The sequence below is a fragment of the Halobacterium rubrum genome, assembly GCF_021729015.1.
Classification (GTDB): Archaea; Halobacteriota; Halobacteria; order Halobacteriales; family Halobacteriaceae; genus Halobacterium; species Halobacterium rubrum.
Map to the genome: position 1 here is coordinate 483,323 of NZ_JAJQQZ010000001.1, position 13,538 is coordinate 496,860.

The window sequence follows — 13,538 nt, forward strand, 5'->3', positions numbered from 1 at the left end:
AGCGAAGTCCCCGTGGTCGGAGTGTTCGCGCATGGCGACCTGTGAGGAGAGCCCGGCCGAGACGCTTGCCGACCTCGGGATGCTGGAGCGGCTGCGTTTCGAGGTCGCAGACGAACAGTTCGAGGGATACTCCCACCGGAAGCAGGTCGGTGACGACCGGCTGTGGGTGGTGGTGCAGACCGAGGGGGACCGCGTGTTCCGCCTCGAGACGCAGTGGGCGAACGGCTGGCTGGAGCCGCTGGTCGACGAGTACGACGGCACCGAGGACTCGGTGGAGCCGGTGGGGAACCTCTCGTCGGTGGAGGCGCTGGGGTACGCGCGCAGCGAGAACCCGGATGCGGACACCTGACCACCGCCGCCGAATACACTTAAACACCGTCTCGGACGCCACGGCTCGTGTGAACAACTGACACGCTACTCACGGGTTTTAGTCTCCTGTACCGGTGTTAGGAGGCGAATCGGCAGGGTCGACCAGTACCCACTCTCGTACTAAATAGGTGCTTTTATATAGAATGGCAATCAATGTATCGCACATGGCTCAACAGCAACAGCGTATGCAGGGGCAGCCGATGATCATCATGGGCGACGACGCGCAGCGCGTGAAAGACCGCGACGCCCAGGAACACAACATCTCGGCCGCCCGTGCGGTCGCCGACGCAGTACGCTCCACACTCGGCCCGAAGGGTATGGACAAGATGCTCGTCTCCTCGATGGGCGACGTCACCGTCACGAACGACGGCGTCACCATCCTCCAGGAGATGGACATCGACAACCCGACCGCGGAGATGATCGTGGAAGTCGCCGAGACTCAGGAGGACGAGGCCGGCGACGGCACCACGACCGCGGTCGCCATCGCGGGCGAGCTCCTGAAGAACGCCGAGAACCTCCTCGAGCGAGACATCCACCCGACGGCCATCATCAAGGGCTACAACCTCGCCGCCGAGCAGGCCCGCGAGGAAGTCGACAACGTCGCCGTCGACGTCGAACCCGACGACGAGGAGATCATCCGTAGCGTCGCCGAGACGTCGATGACCGGCAAGGGCGCCGAGCTCGACAAGGAGCTGCTCTCCGGCATCATCTACGACGCCATCAATCAGGTCTCCGTCGACACCGACGAGGGCGGCATCGTCGTCGACGCGGCGAACATCAACATCGAGACCCAGACCGGTCGCGGCGTCGGCGAGAGCCAGCTGCTCCGCGGCGCGGCCATCAGCAAGGACCCCGTCCACGACCAGATGTCCAGCGAGGTCGAGGACGCCAGTATCCTCCTCCTGAACGAGGCCATCGAGGTCGAGGAGGCAGAGGCCGACACCTCCGTCAACATCGAGAGCCCCGACCAGCTGCAGTCCTTCCTCGACCAGGAGGAGAAGCAGCTCAAGCAGAAGGTCCAGCAGGTCGTCGACACCGGCGCCGACGTCGTCTTCTGCCAGAAGGGCATCGACGACATGGCCCAGCACTACCTCGCGAAGGAGGGCATCCTCGCCGTCCGCCGCACGAAGAAGTCCGACATCGAGTTCCTCACGAACGTCCTCGACACGTCGGTCGTCACCGACCTCGACGCCGCCAGCGAGGCCGACGTCGCGACGGGCTCGGTTACCCGCGACGACGAGGACGAGCTGTTCTACGTCGAGGGCAGCAGCGACCACGCCCACGGCGTCACCATCCTCCTGCGCGGCTCCACCGACCACGTCGTCGACGAGCTCGAGCGCGGCGTCTCCGACGCGCTCGACGTCTCCGCGCAGACGCTCTCGGACGGCCGCGTCCTGCCCGGCGGTGGCGCGACCGAAGTCGAGGTCGCGCGGCGCCTCCGTAACTTCGCGGACTCCGTCGAGGGCCGCGAGCAGCTCGCCGTCGAAGCCTTCGCCGACTCTCTGGAGCTCGTTCCCCGCGTCCTCGCCGAGAACGCGGGCCTCGACTCCATCGACACGCTCGTCGACCTGCGCTCCGCGCACGAGTCCGGCGACGAGCGCATCGGCCTGAACGTCCTCTCCGGCGACCTCGAAGACACCTTCGAGGCCGGCGTCGCCGAACCGGCGCACGCCAAGGAGCAGGCCGTCACGTCCGCTTCCGAGGCCGCGAACCTCGTCCTCAAAATCGACGACATCATCTCGGCCGGCGACCTCTCCACCGACAAGGGTGACGACGAGGGCGGCGCCGGCGGCATGGGCGGCGGCATGGGTGGCGGCATGGGCGGCATGATGTAAGCTCGGCCACGTCGTAGCTTCCACCACCCACCACGGCCGTTTCAGCCGTTCGCCGCTGCTGCACCGCTCGTCGACCGACTCCGCGATTTTCTTTCGACGTCGTCGCGACCACCGTCGGGTCCGTGCTCCCAGTGGCGCGGTTCAGTCGGTTACCGCCGACCCGACCCGCTGGACGAGTGCGGCGGTCGCGTTGAAGACGACGTACGTGAACAGCAGGGCGGCGAGGACGATGGTGACGCGGTCGACGCCCGAGGCGTCCGCCTGGAGCCAGGCGAGCCCGGCGACGACGCCGCTCGTCAGGATGCTGCCGGTCCGCGGGCGGAGGAGTGCGTGGAGCACGGGCGACTGTTCGACGCGCGCGCCAAAAATCTGGACGGTCGGTTACTCGTTGTCGTCGTCGTCCTCGTCGACGTCGAGCTGGAACTGTTCGTTCTCGGCGGCGGCGTTGAGGACGACGCTGGTGTTGGACTCGTTGATGTCGGCGTCCGACAGCAGTTCCTTGATGAGGGCGTTCATGTCGTCGGTTTCGGTGAACTTCCCGACGGCGACGACGTCGTAGTCGCCGGTGACCTCGTAGACGGAGATCATCTGTTTGTGGCCGCGGAGCGTGTCGGTGATGTCGGGGAGTGCGTTGCCGTCGACTTTCAGCTGGAGGATGGCGGTGACGTCGTAGCCGAGGCGCTCGTAGTCCACGACGGGCGTGTAGCCGTTGACGACGCCCTCGTCCTCGAGGGTCTGGAGGTGGTTCGAGACCGTGGTGACCGAGACGTCGAGGTCGTCGGCGAGGCTCCGCAGGCTCGCGCGACCGTCGCCGAGTAGTTCGTTGACCAGTTTCACGTCGAGGTTCTCGTAGGTCATACACCACGATACCGACCCCACCGTTTAGAAGTTTACGAATGTCCAGTTTTAATTCGGAGCGGCTCTACTTACACCGAGCGATACTCCTTTATTGATGGACGTAGACCACACTTACCGTAGATAGAAATGACGAACGGAGATTCCAAATCCGACGGACTCACGGACCGGGAGCAGGCCGTACTGGACGAGATCGAGACGAAGGGCATCGACTTCCTGCGCCTCCAGTTCACGGACATCCTCGGCACCGTGAAGAACGTCTCAATCCCCGCCCACCAGGCGGAGAAGGCGTTCACGGAGGGCATCTACTTCGACGGCTCCTCCATCGAGGGGTTCGTCCGCATCCAGGAGTCGGACATGCGCCTCGACCCCGACCCCGACACGTTCGCCGTGCTCCCGTGGCGGTCGAACGGCGAGGGCGGGAGCGCGCGTCTCATCTGTGACGTCGTCGACCGCGAGGGGAACGCGTTTGCCGGCGGCCCCCGGCAGGTGTTGAAGAACGTCCTCGCGCGCGCCGAGGAGATGGGGTACACGGTGAGCATCGGCCCCGAACCCGAGTTCTTCCTCTTCGAGAAAGACGAGGCGGGGAATGCGACGACGGACGCCCACGACAACGGCGGCTACTTCGACCTCGCGCCGAAGGACCTCGCGTCGGACATCCGCCGCGAGATCATCTTCACGCTCGAGGAGATGGGCTTCGAGATCGAGGCCAGCCACCACGAGGTCGCGCGCGGCCAGCACGAGATCAACTTCAAGTACGACGACGCGCTCACCACCGCCGACAACATCGCGACGTTCCGCGCGGTCGTGCGCGCCGTCGCCGAGCAGAACGACGTGCACGCGACGTTCATGCCCAAGCCCATCGGCGAAATCAACGGGTCGGGCATGCACAGCCACATCTCGCTGTTCGACGAGGACGGCGAGAACGCGTTCGCCGACGGTGACGACGAGTTCAACCTCTCCGAGACCGCCTACCAGTTCATGGGCGGCGTGCTCGAACACGCACCCGCGTTCACCGCCGTGACGAACCCGACGGTGAACTCCTACAAGCGCCTCGTCCCCGGCTACGAGGCGCCGGTGTACATCGCGTGGAGCGACGTGAACCGGTCGGCGCTCATCCGGGTGCCGGACGCCGCCGGCGTCTCCGCGCGGTTCGAGATCCGCTCGCCGGACCCGTCGTGCAACCCCTACCTCGCGCTCGCCGCCGTCATCGCGTCCGGCCTCGAGGGCATCGAGGAGGGTGCCGACCCCGGCGACGCCGTCCGCGAGGACATCTACGAGTTCGACGACGAGAAGCGCGCGGAGTACGGCATCGAGACGCTACCCGGCAACCTCGGCGAGGCCATCACGGCCCTCGAGGAGGACCCGGTCGTCCAGGAGGCGCTCGGCCCGCACGTCTCCGAGAAGTTCGCGGAGGCCAAGCGCCAGGAGTTCTCCGAGTACAAGGCGTCGGTCTCCGAGTGGGAGACCGACCGCTACCTCGAGAAGTTCTGAACGGCGGGCAGCCCCACGAACACCGTTCCGGCCGCGGCGTGCGCCGCGAACACGGCCGGCGCCCCGGCCTCGAGGCCGAGGGTCGCCGCCGCCGCGCCGCCGAACGCGAGCACTGCGAGTGTGCCCGCGACCGGCCGCACCGCCCGGTCGACCGCGCTCCGTTCGTCGACGACGAGCCAGCCGACCAGCGCGCCGACCGTCCCGCCGAGCGCTGCCACGGCGTCCGTCGTCGGCCCGAGCACGCCGACCGCTGCCGCCGCGAGCGCGACAGCGAGCAGGAAGCCGTAGACGACGCGCCGCCGCGTCAGCGCGAGCACGACGCCGACGAACGCCACGCCGACGACCATCCCCGCGAGCACGTCCACGAGGTAGTGGACGCCCAGCGCGACCCGCGTGAACGACACGAGCAGAATCATCGCCGCACCGGCGGCGTACCGCCGTGCCCGGGAGCCGACGCCGAGCAGCGCCGCGAGCCCGCCGTAGAACGCCGCCGACCCCGTGGCGTGGCCGCTCGGGAAGCCGTTGCCGTCCTCGGCGATGCGCATCACCGACTCGGGCGGCCGCGGCTCCGCGAACGCGCCCTTCAGCAGGACGACCAGCGCCAGCCCGCCGATGGTGACGGCGAGCAGGCGCGCGCCGTTCCGCCGTCCGACCACGCCGAACCGGTCGCCGAACAGGTAGACGAACGGCCCGGCGGTGGTCACGACGTACGTGCTCCCCAGCGTCGTCAGTGCCACCAGCACCACCACCAGCACGTCCGGGACGCTCCCGGCGACCGCCTCGGTGACGCCGACGCCGCGCGCAGTCACGGCTCGCTCCCCCCGCGGAAGGACCGGACCCGGTCGGCGAGCCGGCCCGGCAGCCCGAGCGCGCTCGCGCTCACGCCGAACAGCACCATCAGCGTGTAGAGGCCGAGCGTCGACAGCCAGACGACGACCATCGCCAGAATCGCCCAGCCGCCGGAGAGGTACGCGAACGCCCCGATGGTCATCGCCGTCCCGTACAACAACACGAGGTACGGCCCCCAGCCGCGGGCCTTCCCGCGGCGCTGGCGGGCGCGCACGTACTGCTTCAGTTCGGCCTCGAGGTCGCCGCGGCTGACCGTCTTGTCGTCGAGCTCCTCACGGAGCGCCCTGACCTCGGCGCCGAGTTCGGCGACGTTCGGCGCCTCGTCCAGCGGTTCGCGCCCCTGGTCGGCGTCGTCCTCGTCGTCTCCGTCGTCAGTTCGTCCCGACAGCACGGCGTTGAGTACCGCCCCGACCGTGATAACGATGCCGCCGAAGTACAGCATCGTGACGAACAACAGGGCACCACCGAGCACGCCGTACAGTTCGAGGCTCGCGGTCTCCGCGTACAGCCGGAATCCCTCGGCGAGCGCGGCCCAGCCGACCGCCGCGAACGCGGCGCCCGGCGCCGCCTCCCGCAGCGTCATCGCCACGTCCGGGAACACGTAGTACGCCGGCAGGAACACCACCGTCAGCGCCGCCACGAGGGTCGCGACGCTCGTCACGTCGGCGAACGGTACGAGGTCCAGCGCGGGCGCGAGCACGCCGACGACGGCGGCGGCCACGACGGCGACCGGAATCGTCACGAGCACCACGCCGGCGTCCAGCAGCTGGCTCGGCAGCGACTCCACCTCGTCGACGCCGTACACCTGCGAGAACGCCACGTCCAGCCCGCGGAACAGCTTCAGGCCGGACCACGTCAGCAACACCACGCTGGCCGCCGTGGTCCCCGCCCGCCCCCGGACACCCGTGAGCGCGTCTCTGACGGACTGCTGGCCGGTGCCAGTGAGGAACTCGTCGGTGAGCCGCAGGCCCTCGTCGACGAGCGCCTCGCCGCCCAGCGCCGTCCCGACGGTCACCGCCAGCAACACCAGCGGCACCAGCGACACGAACGCGTAGTACGCGACGGCCGCCGACAGGAACGTCACCTGCTCGCTGCGGGCTGCCGTCACGGTCTGCCGGGCGACGGCCGTGGCGCATCGGAGTCGAGTCACACACGGCGCTTCGCCCCCGGCCGGGATAAATCGCCGCGGCTCAGTCGAGAACGGCCGCCTCGACGTCCCCGAGGCTGCCGTCGGTCTTGAACGTCGTGCCGCCGAAGTGCGTCCGGGAGGCCGCCAGCCCGGCGTCCCGGAGCTGGTCGAGGAACTCGTCCATACCGACCGCCGGCTCGCCCCACTGGCTGTACAGCCGGTGCTGGTCGTAGTGCGTCGGCTCGTGGAGCTCGCCCTCGATGGTCTGCAGCAGGTGGAACGCCTGCGAGGCCTCGCCCATCTCCCCGGTCAGGTGCTCGCGCACGCTCGCCGCGAACGCCTCCTCGTGTGCCGGTCCGAGCCACAGCGGCCCGGCGGTCAGCACCTGACTCCCGCCACACCGCGGGCACTCGTCGCGGGGGTCGGCCAGCAGGCCGTGCTCGTGCTCGCGGTAGAGACACTGCTGGCAGTGGTAGACGTGCCCGAGTTCGTCGATGGCCGCGTTCGCGTCCGTCGCCCGGTGGTGGAGTTCGAGGTACGTCCGCACGTAGTGGTCGCTGACGTGGCTCAGAATCGGCGTGACACCGACGTCGTAGCGCGCCGCCGTCCGCGCCATCGCCCCCAGCAGGACGCGAAGCCCCATCTCGGCGTGGTACTCGGTGTTCCGCGGCGTCGCCGAGTACTTCCGCACCCCGGACTCGAAGTGCGCGCCACACAGCGGCGCGGTGTCCGTCGCCGTCACGCAGACGAGGTTCCGCGCGTTCGCGAACGCCGCGTCCGCGAACGGCACCGGCGACCCGAACGGGTCGACGTCCACCACGTCGACGACGCGGTCGTGGTCGTGCAGCAGGCTGTTGGCGTCCCGCTGGACGACCTCGCCGTCGAGGCCGTTGCGCGCGAGGTTCGACTCCGCGAGCTCGACGGCGTCGGCGTCGATGTCCGCCATCGTCACGTCCCAGCCGGCGTCCGCTGCCCGCACCCCGCGGATGCCGCTTGCCGTCATCGCGTCGAGGTACGTCTCGGCGCGCGGCTCGCGCTCCCGGAACGCCGACAGCGTCGCCACGGTCAGGTCCCGGTTGAGTTCCTGCGTCTCGTTGAAGAACACGTCGTCGGCGGCGCCCTCGCCGCCGCCCGACGCCTCCGGAACCTCCACCGCGACGCCACCTTCCTCGACGAGCATACCGCTACTCAACGGTGTCGGTGAAAAAAGGACGACGGTTGGCGGGCGCTGGCTGCTGGCGTTTGGCTACGTGCCGAGTTCGGTCGCGCGCTCGACGACCTCGGTGCCGTACCGGTCGGCCAGCGCGTCGTGCTGGTCGGGCCGGTGCTCGTAGACGTCCTGGAACAGGTCGATGGGGGTCTTCGCCGCCTGGTAGGTCGCCTCGTCCCACATCCGGTCGGACTCGACGTCCACCGCGACGCCGTCGATTTCGATGGTCGCGGCGCGCGTCATCGCGATGGCGCCCTTCCCCGCCTCCTTCGCGGCCTCGAACTCGGCCATCGAGTCCACGATGTCGGCCATGCTCGGGACGTAGGCCGCCCGGTCGAGCAGCTCTGTCTGGAGCTCGTCGCCGTCGAGTTCCTGCTCGCGGCCGTCAGCCCGGAGGACGTAGCCGTCACCGGCCGCCTCGAGCCCGAGGCCGTCCCCGTCGTAGACCCAGCGTCCGTCGTCCTCGCGGAGTTCGGTCTCGCCCTCGCCGTCGTCGAGCAGCCAGTAGCCCGCCTCGGGCGGGAGGGGTGCGGTGTTGGCCTCCACGACCTGGCCCGGCGTCAGCGACCAGATGCCGGTCATCCCCTTCGCGCGGTTCTCGGTCATCCGGTCGCGGTACCCCTCGACGTCGCGGATGTCGTCGAAGGGGCCGTCGACCGCGATCAGGCCAGCGGCGCTCGCGCCCCGCGACGTGTTGTGGCGCAACTCCGGCCACTCGGGGAGCTCGCCGGTCGGCGTCATCGCACGCATGTCCTTCGTGTAGTCGACCTCGCCGTCCACCAGCAGGAACAGCCGTTCGAGGTTGTTCGACGGCTTCCCCATCTCCTCACGGAGGTCGCCCATCGCGAGCTCCGCCTCGCCGCTCTCGACGATGACGGACATCGAGAGACTGCCCTCCTCGAGACCGTGCTCGGTCTCGACGATGGTCAGGAACTCGTCGGCCTTCTTCCAGTCGTCGACGCCGCCCACCTCGGGAATCACGAAGCCGTCGATGTGTTCGACGGCGCCACCCTCGGGGTCGGCGATGGTCCGCATCTGCTGGAAGCCCCGGTAGCGCGTCGCGGGGCTGTCGCGGTGCCAGACGACCCGCGGGTGGATTTCGGCGGGGACGTCGGCGCCGTGCTCGGCGACCACCTCGACGACGTTCTCGGCGCCCTCCTCGCGCATCGACGGCGCGGTGGCGTCCTCGTTGTCGGGCACCCAGACGTCCGGGGCTTCCATCCCGCGGAGGCCGGCGGCGCTCCGGAGCATCTTGGCCGAGTCGTCCGCCCCCTCGACCGCCGTCGGCGTCGTGAAGAACGTGCGCACGAACTCGCGGTCGTAGTGGCGGGCGGTCGGGTCAGTCGTCATCGCTGGTCTCCGGCGCGGCCGGGTCCTCGGACGTGATGGGGTCGGACTCGTCCTCGCTGTACCCCTCGGACTGCTCGATGCGCCGCTTGGCTTCGGGGTCGAACTGCGTCTCGATGTCCTGGTAGCGGGAGACGAGCGAGAGGTCGTGGTGGCTCTCGGTCTCGTGGCCGAGGTAGCGGTCTTCGAGGTCGAACTGCGCCTGCTCGGCGTTCTCCTCGATGTTCACCATGTCCTCGTAGACAGCGTGCGCGCCCGAGTGCAGGCCGAAGAGGGTGATGAAGACGTACTTGTACCCCAGGTCGCCGAGTTCCTCGAACGTCAGCGGGTCGTCCTGCTCGCTCCACGCGAACGACGACGAGTAGTTGAACGCCAGATCGAGGTCCGGGTGGGTCTCGTGGATGGTCTCGGCGTACTCGACGGCGTCCTCCCGCGAGGGGTCGGGCATCTCCGGCCACACGAGGTCGACGCCCGCGTCGGCGTAGATGCGGCCGCGTTCGAGGTGTTCCTCCCAGTCGCCGTTCGCGGAGCCGTAGGCGTCGGTGCGCGCGATGATGACCGTGTCCTCGCTCTGCTTGGCGTCGACGGCGGCCTCGAAGCGCGCCCGGGCCTTCTCGCGGGAGGCAATCTCCTTGCCGGCGATGTGCCCGCAGCGCTTCGGCGTGGTCTGGTCCTCGATGTGGATGGCTGCGACGCCGGCCTTCTCGTACTCGCGGACCGCGCGTCGGACGTTGTGCACGCCGCCGTAGCCGGTGTCGCAGTCGGCGACGACGGGGAGGCTGGTGGCGTCGACGATGCGCTTGGCGTTCTCGACCATCTCCGTCATCGAGACCATCTCGAGGTCCGGGAAGCCGAACTGGCCGAGCACGGTGGAGTAGCCGCTCATGTAGACGGCGTCGTGGCCGGCGCGCTCGGCGAGTCGCGCGTCGAGGGCGTGGTAGAGCCCGGGCGCGAACACGTACTGGTCGTCGAGCAGCTCGCGGAACTCGCGGGCTGCGGGGTTGTCGATGTCTCGTCGCGTGTAGTCGGGGTACTCGTCAGTCATCAGTTGGGTCCGTCGAGTCGGCAGGGTCGTCGGTCGGTTCGTCGAGTCGGTGGCTGCGAACGGTCTCGTCGAGCCACGTCTCGCGGTCGTAGTCGTCGCGCAGGTCGGGGACGACGGGAGCGCCCGTGTTCTCTATGTCAGTGTAGGTTGGCATTGTCGTTGTCTGGGGGGTTGCGGTCGGGGAGTGGTTCGCGTGGGTGTCGGCGTCGATGTCGGACCGGGATGGCCTGCTACGCACATTGCGACTCGAGAGGCACGGGCGACGCGAATAAAGTTAATGATTATTCATGTACAATGGTGTGAATATAATGAATATTAATTATAGAATCAGATTGACGGATGTCAACACGCCACACGGACCGGCCGACTCGGGCAACCGAACTGCTAAACCTCGCCCCTCCCAAGTCGAGGTGTGCCCGAAGACGGAGCCGGCGCCGGAAACGGCGACACCGAGGACAGCGACGACTGGCGGACCGCCCTCGCCGACGAGGGCAGCCTCACGCCCGCCATCACGGAACGCATCCTCGACGCCCACGGCGACCGCGGCCAGCGCGCCATCGAAGCCGCCAGCGAAGGCCGCGTCAAACAGTACAACGACTTCACCGTCGTCGTCGGCCACGGCGACGAGTACATCGTCGAAGCCGGCTCCTGCAACTGCGAGGACGCCCAGTACAACCTCGGCCCCGACGAGTCCTGCTGGCACGCCCTCGCCGCCGCCATCGCCGACCGCGTCGGCGCCGTCGACCACCACGACATGTTCTACAGCGAAGTCCGAGACTTCCTGTAGTACGTTTTGCTCCGCTCGCGGCGCGGAGCGCCGCTCGCTGGCAAAAGCTACGCTAAAAGCCGTCGTCACCCCCTGACGGGGGTTCCTCGGCGCGAGCGCTCACTGCGCTCGCGCTCAGTGAATCGCGGCGCTCGGGACCACCGCGAGAGCACGCTCTCGCGAGTCCTCGTTCGCTCCGCTCACGAGGACTTCGGACCACTCGCGCCGCGAATGCTCGCTGTCCATTGTCGAATCCGCAGTCACTCTTCTGCGTTCTCGCCGGCGTCGTTCCGGCGGTGGACCATCCAGCGCAACTGCTCGGGGTCGCCGTCCGGGTGGTCGATGGCCTCGTCCATCACGTCGAAGCCGCAGGCCTCGTAGAAGGGGACGAGACCCTCGCAGGCGAGCAGGGACGGCGCGACGTCCTGCAGCCGGGGGTGGGCGACGACGGCGGCCACGAGGTCGGCGCCGAGGCCGTTGCCGCGCCGCCGTTCAGCCACGACAACGTCGTACACCATCGCGTAGTAGACGTAGTCTGTCAGCACGCGTGCGGCTGCGATCGGGTCGCGGGACTCCTCGTCCCGGAGCACGACCACCTCGTCGGTGTGGCGGAGGGCGCGGCGGACGTCTTCTGGGTCGCGGTCGGCCCACCAGTCGTACTCGCGGTAGAGGTCGAGCAGGTCGTCGGCAGTCGCGCCGTAGGAGACGGAGACCATACGCCCGGTGGCTCGCGGAGCGAGAAAAGCGTTCGCGGGCTGCGGGAGGCCGCCCAGGGGGTTACTGGTGGTCGGCGCAGTAGTCGACGAAGTTCCGGAGGATGCGCAGCCCGGTCTCGCCGGACTTCTCGGGGTGGAACTGGGTGCCGAAGACGTTGCCGGCGTCGTTGGCGACGACGGCGGGGAACGTCGTCCCGTAGTCCGTCTCGGCGACGACGTGCCCGGGGTCGTCGGGCGCGGCGTAGTAGGAGTGCACGAAGTACGCGTACTCGTCGTTCACCCCGTCGACGAGCGGGTGGTCCCGGGTCACGGAGAGCTCGTTCCAGCCCATGTGGGGGACTTTCACGTCCCCGGTGAACCGGACGTTCCGGCCCGGAATGAGGTCGAGGCCCTGGACGTCGCCCTGCCCCTCGCGGTCGGCCTCCTCGCTGGAGGTCAGCAGCATCTGCATCCCGAGACAGATGCCGAACAGCGGCCGCCCCTCGTCGGCGGCGTCGGTGAGTGCGTCGCGGAACGGGCCGGCGTTCTCCATGCCGTCGCCGAACGCGCCGACGCCCGGCAGCACGATGCCGTCGGCGTCGTCGAGCGCACCGGGGTCGTCGGAGACCGTGACGGCGGCGTCGGCGCGCTCCAGGCCGCGCGTGACACTCCGGAGGTTCCCGAGCCCGTAGTCCACGACGACGACCTCGGCGGCGGTCTGGCCGGCGGTGGATTTACTCATACTCGTGTATTTCCCCTCCGCCACCAAGTGCGTTCGCATCCGTATCGATACATAGAGATGTGTATCCAGGGGGAAGCGAGAACGGCAAACCTTATGCCTCACCCTTCACACTCCAAAGACGAATTCCCAATGGCGGGACGACGCAAATTCCTCAAAGTCGCAGGCGCGACAGGTATCGCAGGACTGACCGGCCTCAGCGGCTGTACGGGCGGTGGCGACGGAGACGGCGGCGACGGAGACGGCGGCGGCGACTCCACGACGGCGGAGTCGACGGCCACGACGTCCTCCGGGCCGGCCGAGATCACGTTCACGCTGACGCCGGCCGAGTCCGAGGTCGACGTCCGCAAGCAGTACCAGCCGCTGTTCGACTACCTCGAGTCCGAGGCAGACGTCAGCATCGAGTCCAGCGTCGCCGCGGACTACGCGGCGGTGTACTCCTCGCTGGAGTCCGGACAGACCGACGTGGCCGACGCCGCGCCGGCCATCGCCATCCAGAGCGCCGACAACGACGTCGCGGAGGTCGCCGGTATCCGCATCGCGTACGGCGCCGCGAAGTACTTCTCCCTGATCACGACGCTCCCGGACAGCGACATCGAGAGCCTCTCTGACCTCGAGAGCGAGACGGTCGCGTTCGCCGACCGGCTCTCCACCAGCGGCTCCATCTTCCCGTTGTACATGCTCAACGACGCCGGCCTCGACACCGGCGGCGCGCCCAACGGCACCCCCGAGGACTTCGAGGGCCAGTGGTCCGACCACTCGCAGGCCCGGAAGACGCTCATCAACCGCGACCCCGTCGTCGCAGCGGGCACCGGCGCGTTCTCCACGGCGGGCCACGTTCCGAAAGACCAGTTCTCGGACCAGTTCCTCGAGATGTCCGCCGAGAACGACGGCGACCTCGGCACCGCAGACCCCGAGCTCCAGCTGCTCGCGGAGTCCAACCCGATTCCGCGCGCACCCATCCTGATGCGGACGGGGCTCGACTCGACGGTCAAGTCCGACGTGACCGAGGCGCTGCTGGCCGCCGGCGAGGAGGACCTTATCAACGAGGACCTCGGCGACGACCAGCAGCTCTGGTTCACGGGGCTCAGCGAGGGTACCGTCGAAGCGTACCAGCCGGTTCGTGACGCTTTCGAAGCCCTCGGCGTCGACCTCGGCAACGCGTAACTCGTTCGTACGCAATCGAACAATCTATTTGTCGGCGG

The 13,538-nt window shown here is 68.6% G+C and carries 15 protein-coding genes; 5 read left to right on the forward strand and 10 right to left on the reverse strand.

What is annotated here, in order from left to right:
* Positions 1-31 precede the first annotated feature (31 nt).
* The gene (locus tag LT971_RS02535) at positions 32-349 is read left to right on the forward strand and encodes a hypothetical protein (protein ID WP_237005279.1); all 318 of its coding nucleotides are present in this window, start codon (positions 32-34) and stop codon (positions 347-349) included.
* 184 nt (positions 350-533) lie between these two features.
* On the forward strand, positions 534-2,204 hold the full coding sequence (gene thsB / locus LT971_RS02540; protein WP_425293260.1) for a thermosome subunit beta: 1,671 nt from the start codon (positions 534-536) through the stop codon (positions 2,202-2,204).
* A 141-nt stretch (positions 2,205-2,345) separates the two neighbouring features.
* Here thsB and LT971_RS02545 read toward each other — a convergent pair whose 3' ends face one another.
* Together LT971_RS02545 and lrp are read right to left on the reverse strand one after the other, a co-directional pair.
* Complete coding sequence (locus LT971_RS02545; protein WP_237005280.1) at positions 2,346-2,543, reverse strand: hypothetical protein; 198 nt, start codon at positions 2,541-2,543, stop codon at positions 2,346-2,348.
* A 42-nt stretch (positions 2,544-2,585) separates the two neighbouring features.
* Positions 2,586-3,062 carry an HTH-type transcriptional regulator Lrp gene (gene lrp / locus LT971_RS02550; RefSeq protein WP_237005281.1) on the reverse strand — a complete coding sequence of 159 codons (477 nt, stop codon included), beginning with the start codon at positions 3,060-3,062 and terminating at the stop codon, positions 2,586-2,588.
* Positions 3,063-3,188: 126 nt separating this feature from the next.
* Here lrp and glnA point away from each other — a divergent pair, with 126 nt between their 5' ends.
* Positions 3,189-4,553 carry a type I glutamate--ammonia ligase gene (gene glnA, locus LT971_RS02555; RefSeq protein WP_237005282.1) on the forward strand — a complete coding sequence of 455 codons (1,365 nt, stop codon included), beginning with the start codon at positions 3,189-3,191 and terminating at the stop codon, positions 4,551-4,553.
* Here the strand turns inward: glnA and LT971_RS02560 are convergent.
* The 6 genes from LT971_RS02560 to LT971_RS02585 form a co-directional block, all read right to left on the reverse strand.
* Complete coding sequence (locus LT971_RS02560) at positions 4,535-5,362, reverse strand: phosphatase PAP2 family protein (protein ID WP_237005283.1); 828 nt, start codon at positions 5,360-5,362, stop codon at positions 4,535-4,537. The two genes, glnA and LT971_RS02560, sit on opposite strands and share 19 nt — an antisense overlap.
* Positions 5,359-6,552: a YihY/virulence factor BrkB family protein gene (locus LT971_RS02565; protein WP_237005284.1), complete on the reverse strand. Its 1,194-nt coding sequence runs from the start codon at positions 6,550-6,552 to the stop codon at positions 5,359-5,361. The genes LT971_RS02560 and LT971_RS02565 overlap by 4 nt, the downstream gene beginning before the upstream one ends.
* 40 nt (positions 6,553-6,592) lie before the next feature.
* Complete coding sequence (locus tag LT971_RS02570) at positions 6,593-7,711, reverse strand: tRNA (guanine(26)-N(2))-dimethyltransferase (RefSeq protein ID WP_237005285.1); 1,119 nt, start codon at positions 7,709-7,711, stop codon at positions 6,593-6,595.
* Positions 7,712-7,777: 66 nt separating this feature from the next.
* Positions 7,778-9,091 (reverse strand): malate synthase AceB, encoded by a 1,314-nt coding sequence (gene aceB / locus LT971_RS02575; protein ID WP_237005286.1) that lies wholly within the window; start codon positions 9,089-9,091, stop codon positions 7,778-7,780.
* A complete protein-coding gene (aceA, locus tag LT971_RS02580) occupies positions 9,081-10,133 on the reverse strand; it encodes an isocitrate lyase (RefSeq protein WP_237005287.1) in 1,053 nt (350 codons plus the stop codon). Before aceA ends, aceB begins: the two co-directional genes overlap by 11 nt.
* Positions 10,126-10,287 carry a hypothetical protein gene (locus LT971_RS02585; protein ID WP_237005288.1) on the reverse strand — a complete coding sequence of 54 codons (162 nt, stop codon included), beginning with the start codon at positions 10,285-10,287 and terminating at the stop codon, positions 10,126-10,128. The genes aceA and LT971_RS02585 overlap by 8 nt, the downstream gene beginning before the upstream one ends.
* 258 nt (positions 10,288-10,545) lie before the next feature.
* Here LT971_RS02585 and LT971_RS02590 point away from each other — a divergent pair, with 258 nt between their 5' ends.
* A complete protein-coding gene (locus LT971_RS02590) occupies positions 10,546-10,920 on the forward strand; it encodes a hypothetical protein (protein WP_237005289.1) in 375 nt (124 codons plus the stop codon).
* A gap of 239 nt (positions 10,921-11,159) precedes the next feature.
* On the opposite strand, the gene LT971_RS02595 is transcribed toward LT971_RS02590, so the two are convergent.
* On the reverse strand, positions 11,160-11,615 hold the full coding sequence (locus LT971_RS02595; protein ID WP_237005290.1) for a GNAT family N-acetyltransferase: 456 nt from the start codon (positions 11,613-11,615) through the stop codon (positions 11,160-11,162).
* Positions 11,616-11,676: 61 nt separating this feature from the next.
* On the reverse strand, positions 11,677-12,336 hold the full coding sequence (hisH, locus tag LT971_RS02600; protein WP_237005291.1) for an imidazole glycerol phosphate synthase subunit HisH: 660 nt from the start codon (positions 12,334-12,336) through the stop codon (positions 11,677-11,679).
* A 129-nt stretch (positions 12,337-12,465) separates the two neighbouring features.
* On the opposite strand from hisH, the gene phnD reads away from it, so the two are divergent.
* Positions 12,466-13,500 carry a phosphate/phosphite/phosphonate ABC transporter substrate-binding protein gene (phnD, locus tag LT971_RS02605; RefSeq protein WP_237005292.1) on the forward strand — a complete coding sequence of 345 codons (1,035 nt, stop codon included), beginning with the start codon at positions 12,466-12,468 and terminating at the stop codon, positions 13,498-13,500.
* Positions 13,501-13,538: the final 38 nt, after the last annotated feature.